Raw genomic sequence first — 19,653 nt, forward strand, 5'->3', positions numbered from 1 at the left:
GTGATGCCATGTGTCAGCACCCATCCACTGAAGAAGAAGGCTGCGAAGTGCGTACGTACAGCCCCAAGCCCGGCGATGTGACTCGCCAGTGGCACGTCATTGACGCTCAGGACATCGTCCTGGGCCGTCTCGCCACCACCGCCGCGTCCCTTCTCCGCGGCAAGCACAAGCCGATCTACGCGCCCCACGTCGACACCGGTGACTTCGTCATCATCATCAACGCCGACAAGGTGCACCTCTCCGGCAACAAGCGGACCCAGAAGATGGCGTACCGCCACTCCGGCTACCCGGGTGGTCTGCGCTCCGTCCGTTACGACGAGCTCCTCGACAAGAACCCCGAGAAGGCCATCGAGAAGGCCGTCAAGGGCATGCTCCCCAAGAACACTCTGGGCCGTCAGATGCTCTCGAAGCTGAAGGTCTACAAGGGTGACCAGCACCCGCACGGCGCGCAGCAGCCGCAGCCGTACGAGATCACCCAGGTCGCGCAGTAAGTCCGGCCACCCCCTAAGACTGAAGAGAATCTGAGGAGAATCGTGGCCGAGACCACTGCCGAGCAGCCGCTCGACGAGAACGTCGAGAACATCGACATCGACAGCTACACCACCGAGTCCGAGGTTCCGGTGGAGGGTGAGTACACCTCCGAGTCCCTCGCCTCGCGCTTCGGTGAGCCCCAGCCGGCCGCCGGCCTGGGCCGTCGCAAGAACGCCATCGCCCGCGTCCGGATCGTTCCGGGCACCGGCAAGTGGAAGATCAACGGTCGCACCCTTGAGGACTACTTCCCCAACAAGGTGCACCAGCAGGAAGTCAACGAGCCCTTCAAGGTGCTCGAGCTCGAGGGTCGCTACGACGTCATCGCCCGCATCGCCGGTGGCGGTGTCTCCGGCCAGGCCGGTGCGCTGCGTCTCGGTGTCGCCCGCGCCCTGAACGAGGCCGACGTCGACAACAACCGCGGCCCGCTGAAGAAGGCCGGCTTCCTCAAGCGCGACGACCGTGCGGTCGAGCGCAAGAAGGCCGGTCTGAAGAAGGCCCGCAAGGCCCCGCAGTACAGCAAGCGCTAAGCGCAAGCTGCCTCTGCTCGTACTCCGGTACTCCGAACGCCCCGGCGGCACGCCACAGTGCCGCCGGGGCGTTCGTCTTATCACCGGGCGCGGGCGTATAACGGCACAAGACGTTCAAAGGCTTGTGTGATCCGATGCCCCAGGCATGGAATGCCTGGTAGCGGGAGCCCCCGGTGGCCCGGTGGCGTATCGAGCGCCGGCTCCGCTTTCGGAACTGATGTTTCCTCAGGAGGACAAGTGGGACGACTCTTCGGCACGGACGGCGTGCGTGGTGTCGCCAACGCGGATCTGACGGCCGAGATGGCCCTCGGTCTGTCCGTGGCGGCAGCGCACGTACTCGCCGAGGCGGGCACCTTCGAGGGCCACCGGCCGACAGCGGTGGTCGGGCGGGATCCGCGCGCGTCCGGGGAGTTCCTGGAGGCCGCCGTCGTCGCGGGCCTCGCGAGTGCGGGTGTCGACGTGATGCGGGTCGGCGTGCTGCCCACGCCCGCGGTCGCGCACCTCACCGGCTCGCTCGGTGCCGACCTCGGTGTCATGCTCTCCGCCAGCCACAACGCCATGCCGGACAACGGCATCAAGTTCTTCGCCCGCGGTGGCCACAAGCTCGCCGACGATCTGGAGGACCGTATCGAGTCCGTCTACGACGAGCACCGGCACGGTGAGCCGTGGCAGCGGCCGACGGGTGCGTCAGTCGGACGGGTGCGGTCGTACGACCAGGGGTTCGACGAGTATGTCGCCCACCTCCTCGGCGTGCTGCCGAACCGGCTGGACGGGCTGAAGATCGTCCTCGACGAGGCGCACGGCGCCGCGGCGGGCGTCTCTCCGGAGGCGTTCCGGCAGGCCGGGGCCGACGTCGTCACCATCGGTGCCGAGCCGGACGGGCTCAACATCAACGACGGCTGCGGGTCCACGCATCTGGACAAGCTGAAGGCCGCCGTCCTCGACCACGGGGCCGCGCTGGGGATCGCGCACGACGGGGACGCCGACCGGTGCCTCGCCGTGGACCACACCGGCGACGAGGTGGACGGCGACCAGATCCTCGCCGTGCTCGCGCTGGCGATGCGGGAACGCTCCGCTCTGCGCGCCGACACCGTCGTTGCGACCGTGATGTCGAACCTCGGCTTCAAGCTGGCGCTGGAGCGCGAGGGTCTGAAGCTCGTGCAGACCGCCGTCGGCGACCGGTATGTGCTGGAGGAGATGAAGGAGCACGGCTACGCCCTCGGCGGCGAGCAGTCCGGGCACGTCATCATCCTCGACCACGCCACGACCGGTGACGGCACGCTGACCGGGCTGCTGCTGGCGGCTCGGGTCGCCGAGACCGGGCGTACGCTGCGGGATCTCGCTGCTGTGATGGAGCGGCTGCCGCAGGTTCTGATCAATGTCCCGGACGTGGACCGGACCCGGGTCGGGAGCTCGGCCGAGCTGGCTGCCGCCGTCACCGAGGCGGAGCGGGAACTCGGTTCCACGGGGCGGGTGTTGCTGCGGCCGTCCGGTACCGAGCCGTTGGTGCGGGTGATGGTCGAGGCCGCGGACATCGAGCAGGCTCGGTCCGTGGCGGGGCGGCTGGCCGATGTGGTGAAGTCCGCGCTGGGGTAGTCGGTCGTGCCGGGTCGGGGCGGGGGGTTTCTGTTCGTCGCGGGCTGACCGTTGTCTGTGGCTGCTCGCGCAGTTCCCCGTGCCCCTTACGGGGTGGTGCTCCGCCGGCGTTGTACGGACCAGAGCCACTTCTGGGTCAGCAGGGTGAGGGTGCCTGCCAGGATGATGCCCAGGAGGTTCAGGAGCAGCTGCCCGGTCGAGAGCCAGGTCTGCTTGGCGTCGCCGTAGATCAGCGCCACCGACGCGTTGGCGGCGGCCGGGACCGTCGTCACCGAGATGGCGACGCCGACCAGAGCACCGGACTTGGCGGACGTCAGAGAGAGGGTGCCGGCGGCGCCGGCCAGTACCGCCACGACGAAGGAGAACCAGTCGGGGGCGTAGATGAAGCCCGTGTTGGGCCGGTCCGCCTCCAGTTTGGCCTCGGTGAACAGGCCGACGGCGTCCATGAGGTAGCTGAAGCCCACCGTCACCGCCATCGCCACTGCGAAGCCCACCAGCAGAGCGATCAGTGAGCGCAGCGCCAGGCGTGGCGCCCGCTGCACCACGGCCGTGCAGATGCCCGCGAGCGGGCCGAACTCCGGGCCGACCGCCATCGCGCCCACGATCAGGATCGCGTTGTCGAGAACGACGCCGCAGGCCGCGATCATCGTTGCGAGGGTGATGAAGGCGAGGTACGTGACCGAGAGAGTCGACTCCTCGTGTGTCGCCTCCGTGAGGTGCTCCCACAGCACCGCGTCCGCGCCCTCGCCCGGTGCCTCCTTCTCGGCCTTGTCGGCGCGCTTGGACAGCGACAGGTCGATGTTCTCGACGGCGATGGACCCGGACTCCTCGATGCCCAACTGCTGGAGATCGGTGAGGAGTCCGTCACCCGCCTCGCGCGCCACGTCACACATGACCAGGTCCCCGGAGGGGTTGCGGGCGGCGCCCGGCAGGACGGCGAGGTGGGTCGTCCCCACCGTCCCCTCGATCAGGCGTACCACGTCGTCGGTCCGGTCGGCCGGCGTGATCAGGCGCAGATGCAGCATGACGCCTTTTTAACAGGCCCGTGTGACAGCCTCACAGCCTGCGCAGCCTCACAGCCTGCGCAGCCTCACAGCCTGCGCAACCTCACAGCTTGCGCAGGCTCAGCCGTTGCACCTTGTGGTCCGGGCCCTTGCGGACGACCAGGGTGGCCCGGCCGCGCGTAGGGGCGATGTTCTCCACCAGATTGGGCTTGTTGATGGTGCGCCACATCGTGCCGGCGTAGTCGAGGGCCTCCTCCTCGGACACCTGGGTGTACTTGCGGAAGTACGAGGAGGGGTTCTGGAAGGCGGTCTCGCGCAGCCGCTTGAAGCGGTTGAGGTACCAGCGCTCGATGTCCTCGGTGCGGGCGTCGACATACACGCTGAAGTCGAAGTAGTCGGCGAGGCCGACCCGGGTGCGTCCGTCCTTGCCCGGGAGGGCGGGCTGGAGGACGTTCAGTCCCTCGACGATCAGGATGTCGGGGCGGCGGACCGTGAGCTTCTGGTCCGGGACGATGTCGTAGATCAGGTGGGAGTAGACGGGTGCCGTGACCTCGTCCTTGCCCGCCTTGATGTCGGCGACGAAGCGGGTGAGAGCGCGGCGGTCGAAGGACTCGGGGAATCCTTTCCGCGACATCAGGCCGCGGGCCTGGAGCTCCTTGGTGGGCAGCAGGAAGCCGTCCGTGGTGACCAGCTCCACGCGCGGGTGCTCGGGCCAGCGGGAGAGCAGGGCCTGCAGCAGGCGGGCGACCGTGGACTTGCCCACGGCGACCGAACCGGCGACCCCTATGACGAACGGGGTGCCGGACTGGGAGCCCTGTTCGCCCAGGAAGGTGTTCAGCGCCCCTCTGAGGCCGTCCGTGGCGCCGACGTAGAGGTTGAGGAGGCGGGAGAGCGGGAGGTAGATGTCGCGGACCTCGTCGAGGTCGATGACATCGCCCAGACCGCGCAGCTTCTCGACCTCCTCCGCCGTGAGCGGCAGCGGGGTCTTGTCGCGCAGCGCGCTCCACTCCGAGCGGGTGAGGTCGACGTAGGGAGTCGCCTCCGGCTTGGGCCGGTGGGCGCTCCGGGGCACCGAGGAGACCGGAGAGATCACAGTCCATTGTTACGGGAGTACGAACGGACGGTGAGGTGGGATCCGTCACGCCGCCGCGTTTTCGGGAGGAAACGGCTGTCATCGTCCGGTACCCGGGCGAAGTGGGGAATGTCAGTGGCGTGCGTCACAGTTGTGGGAGAGGTGGGCCCAGCCCGGGGTCCACCGACCCCGAGGGGGTGACCCATGACGTATGCGATCGAGGCGGAAGGCCTGGTCAAGCGGTTCAAGGACACCGAGGCGCTGGCCGGGGTCGACCTGGGGGCCCGGCGAGGCACGGTGCTCGGGCTGCTGGGCCCCAACGGCGCGGGGAAGACCACCGCGGTGCGGATCTTCGCGACGCTGCTCCGGCCCGACGGGGGCCGGGCGCAGGTGGCCGGGCACGACGTGGTCCGGGAGGCCGGGGTCGTACGCGCCATGGTCGGGCTGACCGGTCAGTACGCGGCGGTGGACGAGAACCTGACCGGCACGGAGAACCTGCTGATGATCGGCAGACTGCTCGGTCTGCCGCGCCGGGAGGCGAAGGCGCGCGCGGCCGAGCTGCTGGAGCGCTTTCAGCTGGCGGACGCGGCCGGGCGGGCCACGAAGACCTACTCCGGCGGTATGCGCAGGCGACTGGACCTCGCGGCCAGTCTCGTCGGCCGGCCCAGCATCCTCTTTCTCGACGAGCCGACGACCGGCCTGGATCCACACAGCCGCGGTGAGCTGTGGGACCTGTTGCGGGGCCTGGTCGCGGACGGGGCGACGGCCCTGCTGACCACGCAGTATCTGAACGAGGCCGATGTGCTCGCCGACGACATCGTGGTGATCGACAAGGGCCGGGTGATCGCCGAGGGCACGCCCGACCGGCTGAAGTCGCAGGTCGGGGGCCAGGTGCTGCAGCTGCGGCCGGTGGCGGCGGAGGATCTTGTACGGGCGCACCTGCTGGTCACCGAGGCGGCCGGGCCGCAGACCCAGATCGAGGGCGAGACGATCACCGCCCCGGTGAAGGATCCCGAGCTGATGCCCGCGGTCGTGCGCACGCTGGACCGGGAGGGGATCGCGGTGGGCGAGCTTGCGCTGCGGCGCTCGTCGCTGGACGAGGTGTTCCTGGCCCTGACCGGACACCGTGCCGAGCCGGGCGAGCCGGAGAAGAACGGCGGGGCGGCCGTACGGGACGAGGACGAGAGTGAGCGGGAGAAGGCGGTGAGCCGGTCATGACCGCCGCCACCACGACCATCACGGCCCCGATCACCAAGTCGGGCCGGGTGCGACCGCTCGACGGGATGCGGCAGACCTTCACCATGGCCTGGCGGAGCCTGGTGGCGGTGAAGCACAACCCCCTCGAACTGGTCGACTACAGCATCACGCCGATCATGTTCGTGTTCCTGTTCACGTACGTGCTGGGCGGGCAGATGGCCGGGTCGCCCGAGGCGTATCTGAAGTACGCGCTGCCGGGGATCATCGTCCAGAACACCCTGTTCATGACCATGTACACGGCCATGGCGCTCAACACCGACCTCACCAAGGGCGTCTTCGACCGGCTGCGCAGCCTGCCGATCGCCCGCTCGGCGCCGCTCATCGGCCGTATCACCGCCGACCTCGCCAAGCATGTCTGGGCGCTGCTGCTGATGATCGGCCTCGGCCTGCTGCTCGGCTTCCGGATCACCGGGGGACTGGGCGGCTTCCTGCTCGGGACGCTGCTGGTGGTCGTGTTCGCGGCGGCGGTGTCGTGGGGCGCGGTGCTGATCGGGATGCTGGCGGGGGATGCGGAGAAGGTGCAGGCCTTCGCGTTCACGATCATTTTTCCGATCACGTTCACCAGCAGCGCGTTCGTCATGGTGGACACCATGCCGGGGTGGCTGCAGGCGTGGAGCGACGTGAATCCGGTGACGCATCTGTCGGACGCGTTCCGGGGGCTGCTGCTGGGCGGGCCGGTGGCGGAGCCGGTGCTGTGGTCGCTGGTGTGGGCGGCCGGGATCGCGTTGGTGTTCTATCCGCTGGCCATGCGGTCCTATCGGGCGAAGACCTGACGGAGGTCGGTGATCCGTCGCGGAGGCCGCCTGTGATCCTGGCTTCGTACCCCCGTGGGAATTTCCGAATTCGGGCAGGCGGCGCGGAGTTCGGGGGCGATTTCCGTGACGATCGGACCGTAGGCTGCCGCGCATGTGCGGAATCGTGGGATACGTGGGGTCGCAGTCGGCGCTCGAGATCGTGATGGCCGGACTGAAGCGGCTGGAGTACCGGGGTTACGACTCGGCCGGGGTCGCCGTGCTGGCGGACGGAGGGCTGGCCGGGGCCAAGAAGGCCGGGAAGCTGGCGAATCTGGAGAAGGAGCTCGCCGAGCGGCCGTTGCCGACCGGGACCACGGGGCTCGGGCACACGCGGTGGGCCACGCATGGTGGGCCCACGGACGCGAATGCGCATCCGCATCTCGACAACGCGGGGCGCGTCGCGGTCGTGCACAACGGGATCATCGAGAACTTCGCCGCTCTGCGAGCCGAGTTGGAGGAGCGGGAGCACGAGCTGACCTCGGAGACCGACACCGAGGTGGTCGCGCATCTGCTCGCCGAGGAGTTCTCGGTCTGCGCCGACCTGGCCGAGGCCATGCGGCTGGTGTGCCGGCGGTTGGAGGGGGCGTTCACGCTGGTCGCCGCGCATGCCGATGAGCCCGATGTGGTGGTCGGGGCGCGGCGGAACTCGCCGCTGGTGGTGGGCGTTGGGGAGGGTGAGGCTTTTCTCGCCTCGGATGTCGCCGCGTTCATCGCCCACACGCGGTCGGCGATCGAGCTGGGTCAGGACCAGGTGGTGGAGCTGCGGCGGGACGGGGTGACCGTCACCGGGTTCGACGGGCGGCCGGCGGAGGTGCGGCCGTATCACGTCGACTGGGACGCCTCGGCCGCGGAGAAGGGCGGCTATGACTACTTCATGCTCAAGGAGATCGCCGAGCAGCCCAAGGCGGTCGCCGATACGTTGCTGGGGCGTATCGACGCGTCCGGTTCGCTGACGCTGGACGAGGTGCGGATCAGCGCCTCCGAGCTGCGCGAAGTCGACAAGGTCGTCATCGTCGCCTGCGGCACGGCCTTTCACGCCGGAATGATCGCCAAGTACGCCATCGAGCACTGGACGCGGGTGCCGTGCGAGGTCGAACTGGCCAGTGAGTTCCGGTACCGGGATCCGATCCTCGATCAGCAGACCCTCGTCATCGCCATCTCGCAGTCCGGCGAGACCATGGACACCCTCATGGCGCTGCGGCACGCCCGTGAGCAGGGGGCCAGGGTGCTGGCGATCTGCAACACCAACGGGTCGACGATTCCGCGTGAGTCGGATGCGGTGCTGTACACGCATGCCGGGCCGGAGGTCGCGGTCGCCTCGACTAAGGCGTTTCTGACGCAGTTGGTGGCGTGTTACCTCGTCGCGCTGTATCTCGGGCAGGTGCGGGGCACCAAGTGGGGCGACGAGATCGGGGCCGTCATCCGGGACCTCTCCCAGATCTCCGGTGAGGTCGAGCGGGTGCTGGAGACCATGGAGCCGGTGCGGGAGCTGGCGCGGTCGCTGGCCGCGAAGAAGACGGTGCTGTTCCTGGGACGGCACGTGGGATATCCGGTCGCCCTTGAGGGCGCGCTGAAGCTGAAGGAACTCGCCTATATGCACGCCGAAGGCTTTGCGGCGGGGGAGTTGAAGCATGGGCCGATCGCTCTGATCGAGGACGACCTGCCGGTGGTCGTGGTCGTGCCTTCGCCCCGGGGCCGGTCGATCCTGCACGACAAGATCGTGTCCAACATCCAGGAGATCCGGGCCCGGGGTGCGCGGACGATCGTCATCGCGGAGGAAGGGGACGAGGCGGTGGTGCCGTACGCGGACCACCTGATCCGGATCCCGGCCACGCCGACCCTGCTTCAGCCGCTGGTGGCGACGGTCCCCTTGCAGGTTTTCGCCTGCGAGCTGGCGACGGCCCGGGGCAACGAGGTGGACCAGCCTCGGAACCTGGCGAAGTCGGTCACGGTGGAGTGAGGGGGAGGGGGCGGCCTTGGGCCGGCGGGCCGTTCAGCTGTCCGGCTCGTCGCCCCGGCCGTCCGCCCGCCACGCAGCCGCCTGCGGCATGAACCTGTTCTCGGCTGCGTGTGCCGCCATGCGGGCGTTTCTCGACCCGGCCTCGGGGCCGTCCGGTAAGTGGAAGTCTCTGCCTGCCTGGGTCGAGGCGGCCTGTGTGGCGGTGGCGGTCGGCAGGCGGCGGGCGGTGTAGCGGGCGAGTGCGGCGGGGACTTCGGTGGGCGTCGCGTCCGCGAGGGCGTCGGTCAGGGCGGACGCGTCCAGGATCGCCTGGGCCGCCCCTTGCGCCTGGAACGGGACCATCGCGTGGGCGCTGTCGCCGAGGAGGGCCACCCGGCCGACGTTCCAGCGGGTGAGCGGCGTGCGGGTGTGGATGCCGTAGCGGAGCACCCGGCCCGCGCGTTCGAGGATCGTCAGGACCCGGGCGTCCCAGCCCGCGAACTCGCGTAGTTGCTCGCCGGGTTCTGCCTGAGCGGTCCATGACTCCCGCGTCGGCTCCTGCGTGCTGAAGACGGCCACGACGTTGAGGAGTTCACCGCGGCGCACCCAGTAGTGGACGAAGTGGCGGTCCGGGCCGAGCCAGACGGCGAGTGGGGGGAGGCCCAGGTCGGCCACCGCGGCGGACGGAAGAAGGGCCCGGTAGGCGGTGGTTCCCGAGAACACGGCCTCGTCCTTGCCGAAGAGCCACTGGCGGGCGGCGGAGCGGATGCCGTCAGCGGCCACCACCAGGTCCGCGTGCAGGCGCTCGCCCGTCGCCGTCGTGATGCGGGCGGAGTCGCCGTCCTGGGTGATGTCCACGACTGTCGTGTTCAGGCGCACCGGCCCCGCCGGCACCGCGGCGACCAGGGCATCGTGCAGATCGGCGCGGTGCAGCAGCAAGTACGGTGCCCCGAACTCCTCCTCGACCTCGCGGCCCGTCGCGTAACGGCAGATCTCCGCCCCGTCGGACCATCTGCGGAAGCTCAGGTGAGAGGGGCGGGAGGCCGGCGCGGCGACCGCGTCGAGGACGTCCAGCCGGCGCAGCACCCGCGTGGCGTTGGGCGCGAGCTGGATTCCGGCACCGACCTCGGTGAAGCGGGCCGCCTGCTCGACGAGCGTGACGTCCCAACCTGCCCGGCGCAGGCTCAGTGTCGCAGCCAGCCCTCCGATGCCCGCCCCGACGACGATCGCCGTTCGCCGCCGTCCTGACGCGGTCCCCTCAACTTCGTACGTCCCGCCAGGCATCCGGAATCCCCTCAGCCACGTCATGCGCCCCGACCGGCGCCCCGTCCGCCGCGAACCTCGCCGACAGGCCGTGGAGATACGCCGCCGCGCTCGCAGCATCCAACGCGGGGAGCCCCGTCGCCAGCAGTGATCCCGCCAAACCGGACAGCACATCCCCGCTGCCGGCCGTGGCCAGCCATGACGTTCCCGTCGGGTTCACCCGGACCGGGCCGGCCCCCCCGGCGTCCGCCACCAGCGTCGTCGACCCCTTCAACAGCACCGTCGCCGCATACCGCCCCGCCAACTCCCGTACCGAAGCCAGCCGAGCCCCCTCGACCTGCTCCCGGGAGACACCCAGCAGCGCCGCCGCCTCCCCGGCGTGCGGGGTCATCAGGGTCGGTGCCGTACGGCCCCGTACCGCATCCGCGTCCGCCAGCCGCAGCCCGTCGGCGTCGAGGAGCACCGGCACGTCCGTCGCCAGGACCTCCGCCACCGTCGCCGCGTCGTCCCCGGCGCCGGGGCCGACGACCCAGGACTGCACACGCCCGGCCTTCTTCGGGCCCCGGTCCGACACCAGCGTCTCGGGGAACCGGGCGATCACCGCGTCCCCGGCCGGACCGACGTACCGTACGGCCCCCGCCCCGCCCCGCAGCGCCCCCGCCACCGCCAGTACGGCCGCACCCGGATAGCGGGCCGAGCCGGCCGCGATGCCCACCACTCCTCGCCGGTACTTGTCCGTCTCCGCAGCAGGCGACGGCAACAGCAGGTCCACGTCCGCGTGTTGCAGCGCCTCCAGCTCCACCGCGTCGTTCGGCAGCGCCAGGCCGATGTCGACCAGGCGCACCACACCGGCGTAGTCCCGCGCCGGATCGATCAGCAGGCCCGGCTTGTGCGTGCCGAACGTGACGGTGAGGTCGGCCCGCAGTGCCGTGCCGCTCACCTCGCCCGTGTCCGCGTCCACGCCGCTCGGCAGGTCCACGGCGACCACCGCGGCCCGGGACCGCTGGGCGGCGGCGGCCAGCGGGGCCGCCTGAGGACGCAGCCCGCCCTTGCCGCCGATCCCGACGATTCCGTCCACGACCAGGTCCGCGCGCTCGATCAACTCCTCGGCGGCATCGACACCGGCCGCCCGGCCGCCGGCCCGCCGCAGCGCCGCCAGGCCCCCGGCGTGCGCCCGCTCGGGAGTCAGCAGCACCGCCGTAACTCCCGCTCCGCGCCTGGCCAGTCGGGCCCCGGCATACAGGGCGTCGCCGCCGTTGTCGCCGCTGCCGACCAGCAGCACGACCCGGCTGCCGTACACCCGGCCCAGCAGATCTGCGCAGGCCACGGCCAGCCCGGCCGCCGCCCGCTGCATCAGCGCACCGTCCGGAAGCCGTGCCATCAGCTCCCGTTCGGCCGCCCTTACCGTCTCCACGCTGTACGCAGTCCGCATACGACCGAGTCTTCCGTACGCGGCGCGGCCCGTCGCATCCATGGACGCATTGGCGTGCCTTCGGCCGGCCCCGGCCGGCCGGGCGGGAGGCGCGGCGGGAGGCGGGCGGTGCTCAGCCCTCCGCCACCACCACCGCCGACGCCACACCGGCGTCATGGCTCAGCGACACATGCCAGGACCGCACGCCCAGTTCGGCCGCCCGTGCCGCGACCGTCCCCGTCACCCGCAGCCGCGGCCGGCCGCTGTCCTCGACGTAGACCTCGGCGTCCGTCCAGAGCAGGCCCGCCGGTGCGCCCAGCGCCTTCGCGAGGGCCTCCTTCGCCGCGAAACGCGCCGCGAGCGAGGCGACGCCCCGGCGTTCACCGCTCGGCAGCAGCAACTCGCCCTCCACGAACAGCCGTTCGGCCAGTCCGGGTGTGCGTTCCAGTGCCGCGGCGAACCTGTCGATCTCGGCCACGTCGATGCCGACCCCGATGATGCTCATGCCGAGCACCCTACGGTCGGTCGCCCGTTCCCAAGCCGGGCCTCCCGCGCCTCGTTAGGGTGACCCAGCCGCGCGGCGCCTCCCGCCGGGCAGGCCCTCACGCTTCTCTGAGCGCATGATCAGCGGACGTATCGCAAGCCGGAGCATCGCTGTGTTGCTCGCCGGCGCCACCCTGCTGCCCGTCGGCAGCGCCTCGGCCGACCCCGAACCCCCGGCTTCCGGGCCGGAGGCCGAACTCGTGCCGGGAGTACCCCACCTGCTCCAGCTCTGGCCGACCGACACGCCCGACCAGGCACTGCCCCCGGAGGTGTACACGCCCACCCCCGAGGAGAACGCCGTCGAGCCGAAGGACGCGCCCGACGAGACGAACGACCTCGTGGAGTACATCCCTCCGATGGACGCCCTCGAGGGCGTGAAGTGCAGCCAGGAGACGGGACCGCGTCAGCGGCAGGTCGAGCGGTGGCTGAAGCTGGAGGTGGACGGGGAGCAGTCGCCCGCCGACTGCCGGGCCATCCGCGCCTTCCAGATCAAGAACAAGATCAAGCCCGCCATCGGGTTCGCCGGACCCGTGACGTGGGCCACCATGCAGCTGGTCGCCGCCCGCAAGAACCCCAACGCCGCCAAGAAGTGCCCGGTACGGACGTACCGGATCGCCTGTGTCGACCTCGACCGGCAGCTGGCCTGGGTGCAGAAGGGCAAGAAGGTCGTGTTCGGGCCCGTGCCCGTCAGGAGCGGGCGCAAGGGGTACGAGACGCGGGTCGGGTCGCACCGCATCTACTGGCGGCACAAGAACCACGTGTCGAGCCTCTACAACAGCCCCATGCCCTACTCCCAGTTCTTCAGCGGCGGCCAGGCCTTCCACGGCGTCTACGGCAACATCTTCACCGCCGTCGGCTCCATGGGCTGCGTCAATCTGCGCCTGGAAGAGGCCAGGAAACTGTGGGGCGTGCTGAAGAACAACGACCAGGTGTACGTGTGGGGGCACCGGCAGGAGGCGTAGCCCGCGGACGCGGGACAAGTGGCCAGGGGCGCGGGTCCCGGCTCGGCGGCGTTGTCGTACCCCTCTGAGACACTGGGGGCGCCATGACAGAAACAGCAGCCCTGCGGACCGCCCCCCTGCGCGCCCGCGCCGAGATCGATCTGGCCGCCCTGCGGGCCAACGTGCAAGCTCTGCGCGCCCACGCGCCGGGCGCGGCCCTGATGGCCGTCGTGAAGTCGGACGCATACGGCCACGGGGCCGTACGGTGCGCCCGCGAGGCCGTGGCGGCGGGCGCCGGCTGGCTGGGCACGGCCACGCCCGAGGAGGCCCTCGTGCTGCGGGCCGCCGGGGTGACCGGCGTACGGATGATGTGCTGGCTGTGGACACCGGGCGGCCCCTGGCGCGAGGCCATCGAGGCCGACCTGGACGTCTCCGTCAGCGGGATGTGGGCCCTGCGCGAGGTCACCGCCGCCGCCCGGCAGGCCGGCGCACCCGCGCGCGTGCAGCTCAAGGCCGACACCGGGCTCGGACGGGGCGGCTGCCAGCCCGGTGACGACTGGACCGAGCTGGTGCGACAGGCCCTGCGGGCCGAGGCCGACGGGCTGATCCGGATCACCGGGCTCTGGTCGCACTTCGCCTGCGCCGACGAGCCCGGGCATCCGTCCATCGCCGCCCAGCTCTCCCTCTTCCGCGAGATGGTGGCGTACGCGGAAGCACAGGGCGCGCGGCCCGAGGTGCGGCACATCGCCAACTCGCCCGCCACGCTCACCCTCCCCGAGAGCCACTTCGACCTGGTGCGCACCGGGATCGCCACCTACGGCATCTCGCCCAGCCCCGAGCTGGGCAGCCCCGCCGACTTCGGGCTGCGGCCCGTGATGACCCTCTCGGCGTCCCTGGCCCTGGTGAAACACGTCCCGGGCGGTCACGGCGTCAGCTACGGCCATCACTACGTCACCCCGGGCGAGACCACCCTCGGCCTCGTCCCCCTCGGCTACGCCGACGGCATCCCGCGGCACGCCTCCGGCGCCGGGCCCGTCCTGGTCGGCGGCAAGTGGCGGACGGTGGCGGGGCGGATCGCGATGGACCAGTTCGTCGTCGACCTGGGCGGGGACGAGCCGACGGCGGGCGCGCAAGCAGTGCTGTTCGGGCCGGGTGACCGCGGTGAACCCACCGCCGAGGACTGGGCGCAGGCCGCGGGGACCATCGCCTACGAAATCGTCACGCGGATCGGAGCGCGCGTTCCACGCGTCTATAGGAATGCGTCCATGTGATGCGTCTTCGTGATGCGGCTATGTGACGCGGGCAATGTGATGCGTCCATCCGAATGCGGTTATGTGAATGAGGAACGAGGCGGGTAACCCGTAGCGGTACACCCGCACCACTCGGCACCCACGTCACAACGACACACGGGGCACGACCCAGCGAAGAGGAGCGGTACGTGAGCGAGAGCAGCGCGGAGGTCGTCGCGGCCGTCGCCTCCGCCACGGGGGCGGCCGCGAACTGGCGCAGGGCGACGGGGTTCGCCGGCGCCGCGATAGGTGTGATCGCGGCCGGCGCTGCCGCCGGCGTCGCCATAGAGCGGATGACCGTGGGCCGCGGCATGCGCCAGAAGGCCCGGCTCGCCCTCGACTCGGCGGGACCGTACGGCTCGCTGCGCGGCATGCCCGGCAAGGCGTACGCCGACGACGGCACCGAGCTGTACTACGAGGTCGACGACGTCGACCCCGAGGCCGCACCCGCCCTCACCCCGCGCCGGCGACGGCTCTTCGGGCGCAAGGCACCCGCCCCCGTCACCGTCGTCTTCAGCCATGGCTACTGCCTCAGCCAGGACTCCTGGCACTTCCAGCGCGCCGCGCTCAGGGGCGTCGTGCGCACCGTGCACTGGGACCAGCGCAGCCACGGCCGGTCCGGGCGCGGCGTCGCCCAGACGGAGGAGGGCAAGCACGTCGACATCGAGCAGCTGGGGCGCGACCTCAAGGCCGTCATCGACGCGGCCGCGCCCGAGGGGCCGCTCGTGCTGGTCGGACACTCCATGGGCGGGATGACGGTCATGGCGCTGGCCGACCAGTTCCCGGAGCTGATCCGGGACCGGGTCGTCGCCACCGCCTTCGTGGGCACGTCCTCCGGGCGGCTCGGCGAGGTCAACTTCGGGCTGCCCGTCGCCGGAGTGAATGCGGTCCGCCGGATCCTGCCGGGCGTGCTCAAGGCGCTGGGGCAGCGGGCCGAGCTGGTGGAGAAGGGGCGCCGGGCCACGGCCGACCTGTTCGCGGGGATCATCAAGCGGTACTCGTTCTCGTCCCGGGACGTCGACCCGGCCGTCGCCCGGTTCGCCGAGCGGATGATCGAGGGGACGCCGATCGACGTGGTCGCGGAGTTCTACCCGGCTTTCGCCGACCACGACAAGACCGAGGCGATCGGGCTGTTCACGGAGATGCCGGTGCTGGTCCTGGCCGGCGTGGGCGACCTCGTCACGCCCAGCGAGCACAGCGAGGCGATCGCCGACCTGCTGCCGGAAGCCGAACTGGTCCTCGTGCCGGACGCCGGGCACCTGGTGATGCTGGAGCACCCGGAAGTGGTCACCGACCGTATGGCCGACCTGCTCACCCGCGCGGGTGCCGTGCCCGCAGGGGCTACCGTAAGTGGCTATGGAAGCACCAGCAGCACCGCACAACGCGGGTGACCTCGACCTGACCGTCACTTCTCCCGAGCAGATGCGGGAGCTGGGACGGCGGCTCGCCAAACTGCTGCGCGCCGGTGATCTCGTGATGCTCAGCGGGGAGCTCGGCGCAGGCAAGACGACGTTGACCCGGGGGCTCGGCGAGGGGCTGGGGGTCAGGGGCGCGGTCACGTCGCCGACTTTCGTGATCGCCCGCGTCCATCCCTCGCTCGGCGAGGGCCCGCCCCTCGTCCACGTCGACGCCTACCGGCTGTCCGGCGGCCTGGACGACATGGAGGACCTCGACCTCGACGTCTCGCTGCCCGAGTCGGTGATCGTCGTGGAGTGGGGCGAGGGCAAGGTCGAGGAGCTGACCGAGGAACGGCTGCAGCTCGTGATTCACCGGGCCGTCGGCGACACGACGGACGAGGTACGGCACGTCACGGTGACGGGGCTGGGCGAGCGCTGGGCTCAGGTGGATCTGAGCGTGCTGTCGGCCTGAGCGTGCCGTGGGCCTGAGCGTGCCGTGGGCCTCAGCGGGACCGGGGCCGCTCGGGCCTGATGAACATTCCGACAAGACGTCGGCAAGATATTGCGTTTGCGGTCTTGTGCGTGGTCACATGGTATCCAGTCCGTGGTTAGGTCTACCTAACCACGTCCGCCCCCGGCCCCAGGAGGCGTCCATGTCGGCATCCGAGCACAAGGCGCAGAGCGAGGCGCGGCCCTGGCCGTCCGTGCCGGTCGCCGGGGTGTCCATGCGCGATCTGCTGGCGGCCGGTGCCGCTGCGAACGTGATCTCCACCCCGCCGCGTCTCCCCGACCCGGAGACGACCCGCGAGCGGGCCGGGCACGGGCACCTCGACGCCGCTTAGCCGATCACGGCGACGGACACGGCCTAGCGGATCACGACGACCGTACGGCCGATCGTCGCGAAGTCCCACATCGCGTTGCCGTCGGCCCGGGACTCGCGGATGCCGCCCGTCTTCAGCGTCGGGGCGGGCTGCGGTGTCGGGCTGTCGACGACGGTGCTGAAGCCGATCGTGACGTCGTCCACGCTGGCGAAGCGGACGACGTGCTGCACGGGGAGGCCGTCGGTGCCGGTGACCGCGTTGGAGCGGGAGGTGACGGTGTAGGCGCCCGGAGCCGGGTCGACCGATCCGGGGGTCACGCGGAACGTGCGCTTGACCTTCTCCGCCGCGTCGACCAGCCACACCCGGTCGTCGTCCACGGAGTACACGACCCGTTGCCCCGCACCGGATCCGGCGGGCAGCGCCCGGGGGTCCTTCCCGTCGCGCGGCGCCTTGGAGGTACTCACCCTGGGCATGCTGTCGGCGACCGGTCTGCCCAGGTCGGCCGGGACGTTCGAGTAGGCCTGGAAGGCGAGGAAGCCGACGGTCGTGAGGGCAGCCGCGGTCAGCCCCGCCACGATTGAGGAGCTGCTGCCTGCCACTCGCCACCTCAGCGTTCGCTTCGTACCCGGTGATCGATCCCGACCGTAGCAGTCGTCAAGCGGCCGACCGGGACGGCGCTTCCCGGGGCGCGGGCGCCGTAGGCTGTTTGCGTGCTCTTGCTCGCTCTGGATACCGCCACCCCCGCCGTCACCGTCGCGCTGCACGACGGTACGGACGTCATCGCCTCGTCGAGCCAGGTGGACGCGCGCCGACACGGTGAGCTGCTGCTGCCGGCCGTCGACCGGGTCCTCGCCGAGGCCGGTGTGAAGCTCGACGCCGTCACCGGTGTCGTCGTAGGCATCGGACCCGGCCCGTACACCGGGCTGCGCGTCGGCCTGATGACCGCCGACACCTTCGGGCTCGTCCTCGGCGTCCCCGTGCACGGTGTGTGCACGCTGGACGGCCTCGCGTACGCCGCCGACATCGAGAAGGGCCCCTTCGTCGTCGCGACGGACGCCCGGCGCAAGGAGGTCTACTGGGCGCGGTACGCCGACTCCCGCACGCGGCTGACCGACCCGGCCGTGGACCGGCCCGCCGACATCGCCGACCAGGTCGCCGGGCTGCCCGCCGTCGGCGCGGGCGCGCTGCTGTACCCCGACACGTTCCCCAGCGCCCACGAGCCCGAGCATGTGTCGGCGGCGGCCCTCGCGGCGCTGGCCGCCGAGAGGCTGGCGGCGGGCGAGGAACTTCCCGCTCCCCGGCCGCTGTACCTGCGCCGGCCCGATGCCCAGGTCCCCAAGAACTACAAGGTGGTCACCCCCAAGTGACCGAACCCGTGACGCCAACTCCCGCCGCTTCCGCCGGCTCCGCGATGCGCGAGATGCGCTGGTGGGACATCGACGCCGTACTGGGCCTTGAGAAGGAGCTGTTCCCCGAGGACGCCTGGTCCCGGGGCATGTTCTGGTCCGAGCTGGCCCACTCGCGCGGGCCCGGGGCGACACGGCGTTACGTCGTCGCCGAGAACGGCGAGCGGCTCGTCGGATACGCCGGCCTCGCCTCCGCCGGAGAACTGGCCGACGTCCAGACCATCGCCGTCGCCCGCGACCACTGGGGGACGGGGCTCGGCGGCCGTCTCCTCACGGAACTGCTGCGGGCCGCGAGCGACTTCGAATGCGCCGAAGTGATGCTGGAGTGCCGCGTGGACAACGTCCGCGCGCAGAAGCTCTACGAGCGCTACGGCTTCGAGGCCATCGGCTTCAGGCGCGGCTACTACCAGCCGGGAAACGTGGACGCCCTGGTGATGAAACTGACCGACCCTGCAAACTCCGTACAAGGAACCGAGATCAATGGCTGACTCGCGGGACGAACCCCTAGTCCTCGGCATCGAGACCTCCTGCGACGAGACCGGCGTCGGCATCGTCCGCGGTACCACCCTGCTCGCCGACGCCATCGCCTCCAGCGTCGACGAGCACGCCCGCTTCGGTGGCGTCGTGCCGGAGGTCGCCTCCCGGGCGCACCTGGAGGCGATGGTCCCGACCATCGACCGCGCGTTGAAGGAGGCGGGCGTGAGCGCCCGTGACCTGGACGGCATTGCGGTGACGGCCGGTCCGGGCCTGGCGGGCGCGCTGCTGGTCGGCGTATCGGCGGCGAAGGCGTACGCCTACGCGCTGGGCAAGCCGCTCTACGGCGTCAACCACCTCGCCTCCCACATCTGCGTGGACCAGCTGGAGCACGGGGCGCTGCCGGAGCCGACGATGGCGCTGCTGGTGAGCGGCGGCCATTCGTCGCTCCTGCTGTCGTCGGACATCACCTCCGACGTCCGCCCGATGGGCGCCACGATCGACGACGCGGCGGGTGAGGCCTTCGACAAGATCGCCCGTGTGCTGAACCTGGGCTTCCCGGGCGGCCCGGTCATCGACCGGTACGCGCGCGAGGGCGACCCGGAGGCGATCGCGTTCCCGCGCGGTCTGACCGGGCCGCGCGACGCGGCGTACGACTTCTCCTTCTCCGGCCTCAAGACGGCGGTGGCCCGCTGGATCGAGGCCAAGCGGGCGGCGGGCGAGGAGGTGCCGGTGCGCGACGTCGCGGCCTCCTTCCAGGAGGCGGTCGTCGACGTGCTGACCCGCAAGGCCGTCCGCGCCTGCAAGGACGAGGGCGTCGACCACCTGATGATCGGCGGCGGCGTCGCGGCCAACTCCCGTCTGCGGGCCCTCGCCCAGGAGCGCTGCGAGCGGGCCGGCCTCCGGCTACGGGTGCCCCGGCCGAAGCTGTGCACGGACAACGGGGCGATGGTGGCGGCCCTGGGTGCGGAGATGGTGGCCCGCAACCGGCCGGCGTCCAGCTGGGACCTGTCGGCGGACTCCTCTCTGCCGGTGACGGACCCTCATGTGCCGGGCACCGGCCACTCTCACGCCCATGTGCACGAGGTCAGCAAGGAGAACCTGTACTCGTGACGGTCGCCCTGATGTGGGAGGCGCGAGCGGTTCCGGGGCGGGGCGAGGAACTGCTCGCGTGGGCCCGTGCGCACGAGTCGGCCGTACGGCCGCTGCGCCGGGAGGTCTTCCGGGCGCCGCAGGATCGAGTGCTCGTCATCACGTGGTGGGACGCGGCGTACGACGCGGAGCTTCCCGAACTGCCTGAGCCGGATGGGGAGTTGGTGACCCGGGCGGTGCATCGGTGGCGGTTCGATTCGGTGGACACCTGGCCCGGCCCGCTGTGAGTCCGGCGG

At 71.0% G+C, this 19,653-nt stretch carries 21 protein-coding genes; 15 read left to right on the forward strand and 6 right to left on the reverse strand.

Features of this window, described 5'->3' with window-relative positions; translation table 11 throughout:
• Positions 1 to 47: 47 nt before the first annotated feature.
• The 3 genes from rplM (at position 48) to glmM (ending at position 2,654) form a co-directional block, all read left to right on the forward strand.
• Complete coding sequence (gene rplM / locus ACZ7L5_RS38435; protein ID WP_471053032.1) at positions 48 to 491, forward strand: 50S ribosomal protein L13; 444 nt, start codon at positions 48 to 50, stop codon at positions 489 to 491.
• A 42-nt stretch (positions 492 to 533) separates the two neighbouring features.
• The gene (rpsI, locus tag ACZ7L5_RS38440; protein ID WP_190072580.1) at positions 534 to 1,058 is read left to right on the forward strand and encodes a 30S ribosomal protein S9; all 525 of its coding nucleotides are present in this window, start codon (positions 534 to 536) and stop codon (positions 1,056 to 1,058) included.
• A 237-nt stretch (positions 1,059 to 1,295) separates the two neighbouring features.
• Positions 1,296 to 2,654 (forward strand): phosphoglucosamine mutase, encoded by a 1,359-nt coding sequence (gene glmM / locus ACZ7L5_RS38445; RefSeq protein ID WP_471522968.1) that lies wholly within the window; start codon positions 1,296 to 1,298, stop codon positions 2,652 to 2,654.
• Between the two features lie 86 nt (positions 2,655 to 2,740).
• On the opposite strand, the gene ACZ7L5_RS38450 is transcribed toward glmM, so the two are convergent.
• Positions 2,741 to 3,679: a DUF389 domain-containing protein gene (locus ACZ7L5_RS38450; RefSeq protein ID WP_471522970.1), complete on the reverse strand. Its 939-nt coding sequence runs from the start codon at positions 3,677 to 3,679 to the stop codon at positions 2,741 to 2,743.
• An 82-nt stretch (positions 3,680 to 3,761) separates the two neighbouring features.
• Positions 3,762 to 4,751 carry a type I pantothenate kinase gene (gene coaA / locus ACZ7L5_RS38455; RefSeq protein WP_471522972.1) on the reverse strand — a complete coding sequence of 330 codons (990 nt, stop codon included), beginning with the start codon at positions 4,749 to 4,751 and terminating at the stop codon, positions 3,762 to 3,764.
• Between the two features lie 183 nt (positions 4,752 to 4,934).
• Between coaA and ACZ7L5_RS38460 the strand changes: the two genes are divergently transcribed.
• The 3 genes from ACZ7L5_RS38460 (at position 4,935) to glmS (ending at position 8,741) form a co-directional block, all read left to right on the forward strand.
• Positions 4,935 to 5,948: an ATP-binding cassette domain-containing protein gene (locus ACZ7L5_RS38460; protein WP_471522974.1), complete on the forward strand. Its 1,014-nt coding sequence runs from the start codon at positions 4,935 to 4,937 to the stop codon at positions 5,946 to 5,948.
• Complete coding sequence (locus ACZ7L5_RS38465; RefSeq protein ID WP_471522976.1) at positions 5,945 to 6,760, forward strand: ABC transporter permease; 816 nt, start codon at positions 5,945 to 5,947, stop codon at positions 6,758 to 6,760. The genes ACZ7L5_RS38460 and ACZ7L5_RS38465 overlap by 4 nt, the downstream gene beginning before the upstream one ends.
• A 133-nt stretch (positions 6,761 to 6,893) precedes the next feature.
• Positions 6,894 to 8,741 carry a glutamine--fructose-6-phosphate transaminase (isomerizing) gene (gene glmS / locus ACZ7L5_RS38470; RefSeq protein ID WP_471522978.1) on the forward strand — a complete coding sequence of 616 codons (1,848 nt, stop codon included), beginning with the start codon at positions 6,894 to 6,896 and terminating at the stop codon, positions 8,739 to 8,741.
• 33 nt (positions 8,742 to 8,774) lie between these two features.
• On the opposite strand, the gene ACZ7L5_RS38475 is transcribed toward glmS, so the two are convergent.
• From ACZ7L5_RS38475 to ACZ7L5_RS38485, 3 genes are all read right to left on the reverse strand, one after another.
• The gene (locus ACZ7L5_RS38475; RefSeq protein ID WP_471522980.1) at positions 8,775 to 10,004 is read right to left on the reverse strand and encodes an FAD-dependent monooxygenase; all 1,230 of its coding nucleotides are present in this window, start codon (positions 10,002 to 10,004) and stop codon (positions 8,775 to 8,777) included.
• A complete protein-coding gene (locus ACZ7L5_RS38480; RefSeq protein WP_471522982.1) occupies positions 9,979 to 11,415 on the reverse strand; it encodes an NAD(P)H-hydrate dehydratase in 1,437 nt (478 codons plus the stop codon). The genes ACZ7L5_RS38475 and ACZ7L5_RS38480 overlap by 26 nt, the downstream gene beginning before the upstream one ends.
• A gap of 112 nt (positions 11,416 to 11,527) precedes the next feature.
• Complete coding sequence (locus ACZ7L5_RS38485) at positions 11,528 to 11,899, reverse strand: holo-ACP synthase (RefSeq protein WP_328879881.1); 372 nt, start codon at positions 11,897 to 11,899, stop codon at positions 11,528 to 11,530.
• 115 nt (positions 11,900 to 12,014) lie between these two features.
• Here ACZ7L5_RS38485 and ACZ7L5_RS38490 point away from each other — a divergent pair, with 115 nt between their 5' ends.
• From ACZ7L5_RS38490 to ACZ7L5_RS38510, 5 genes are all read left to right on the forward strand, one after another.
• Positions 12,015 to 12,899, forward strand: coding sequence for a L,D-transpeptidase family protein (locus ACZ7L5_RS38490; protein ID WP_471522984.1), 885 nt, complete (start codon positions 12,015 to 12,017; stop codon positions 12,897 to 12,899).
• Between the two features lie 83 nt (positions 12,900 to 12,982).
• Positions 12,983 to 14,149 carry an alanine racemase gene (alr, locus tag ACZ7L5_RS38495; RefSeq protein WP_471522986.1) on the forward strand — a complete coding sequence of 389 codons (1,167 nt, stop codon included), beginning with the start codon at positions 12,983 to 12,985 and terminating at the stop codon, positions 14,147 to 14,149.
• 167 nt (positions 14,150 to 14,316) lie between these two features.
• Positions 14,317 to 15,558, forward strand: coding sequence for an alpha/beta fold hydrolase (locus tag ACZ7L5_RS38500; protein WP_471522988.1), 1,242 nt, complete (start codon positions 14,317 to 14,319; stop codon positions 15,556 to 15,558).
• On the forward strand, positions 15,524 to 16,036 hold the full coding sequence (tsaE, locus tag ACZ7L5_RS38505) for a tRNA (adenosine(37)-N6)-threonylcarbamoyltransferase complex ATPase subunit type 1 TsaE (RefSeq protein ID WP_362384883.1): 513 nt from the start codon (positions 15,524 to 15,526) through the stop codon (positions 16,034 to 16,036). Before ACZ7L5_RS38500 ends, tsaE begins: the two co-directional genes overlap by 35 nt.
• Positions 16,037 to 16,217: 181 nt before the next feature.
• Positions 16,218 to 16,406 carry a hypothetical protein gene (locus tag ACZ7L5_RS38510; RefSeq protein ID WP_471522989.1) on the forward strand — a complete coding sequence of 63 codons (189 nt, stop codon included), beginning with the start codon at positions 16,218 to 16,220 and terminating at the stop codon, positions 16,404 to 16,406.
• Between the two features lie 23 nt (positions 16,407 to 16,429).
• Here ACZ7L5_RS38510 and ACZ7L5_RS38515 read toward each other — a convergent pair whose 3' ends face one another.
• Positions 16,430 to 16,984 (reverse strand): hypothetical protein, encoded by a 555-nt coding sequence (locus ACZ7L5_RS38515; RefSeq protein WP_471522991.1) that lies wholly within the window; start codon positions 16,982 to 16,984, stop codon positions 16,430 to 16,432.
• A 111-nt stretch (positions 16,985 to 17,095) separates the two neighbouring features.
• On the opposite strand from ACZ7L5_RS38515, the gene tsaB reads away from it, so the two are divergent.
• The 4 genes from tsaB to ACZ7L5_RS38535 are packed head-to-tail and all read left to right on the forward strand — an operon-like array spanning position 17,096 to position 19,644.
• Positions 17,096 to 17,752, forward strand: a complete 657-nt coding sequence (gene tsaB, locus ACZ7L5_RS38520) for a tRNA (adenosine(37)-N6)-threonylcarbamoyltransferase complex dimerization subunit type 1 TsaB (protein WP_328424541.1) — start codon at positions 17,096 to 17,098, stop codon at positions 17,750 to 17,752.
• The gene (gene rimI, locus ACZ7L5_RS38525) at positions 17,749 to 18,279 is read left to right on the forward strand and encodes a ribosomal protein S18-alanine N-acetyltransferase (protein ID WP_471522993.1); all 531 of its coding nucleotides are present in this window, start codon (positions 17,749 to 17,751) and stop codon (positions 18,277 to 18,279) included. The genes tsaB and rimI overlap by 4 nt, the downstream gene beginning before the upstream one ends.
• Entirely contained in the window at positions 18,272 to 19,378 is a 1,107-nt protein-coding gene (tsaD, locus tag ACZ7L5_RS38530) for a tRNA (adenosine(37)-N6)-threonylcarbamoyltransferase complex transferase subunit TsaD (protein ID WP_471522995.1), read from the forward strand. The genes rimI and tsaD overlap by 8 nt, the downstream gene beginning before the upstream one ends.
• Positions 19,375 to 19,644 carry a hypothetical protein gene (locus tag ACZ7L5_RS38535; RefSeq protein WP_471522997.1) on the forward strand — a complete coding sequence of 90 codons (270 nt, stop codon included), beginning with the start codon at positions 19,375 to 19,377 and terminating at the stop codon, positions 19,642 to 19,644. The genes tsaD and ACZ7L5_RS38535 overlap by 4 nt, the downstream gene beginning before the upstream one ends.
• Positions 19,645 to 19,653 lie beyond the last annotated feature (9 nt).

The sequence above is a fragment of the Streptomyces sp. NPDC107528 genome (assembly GCF_055639295.1).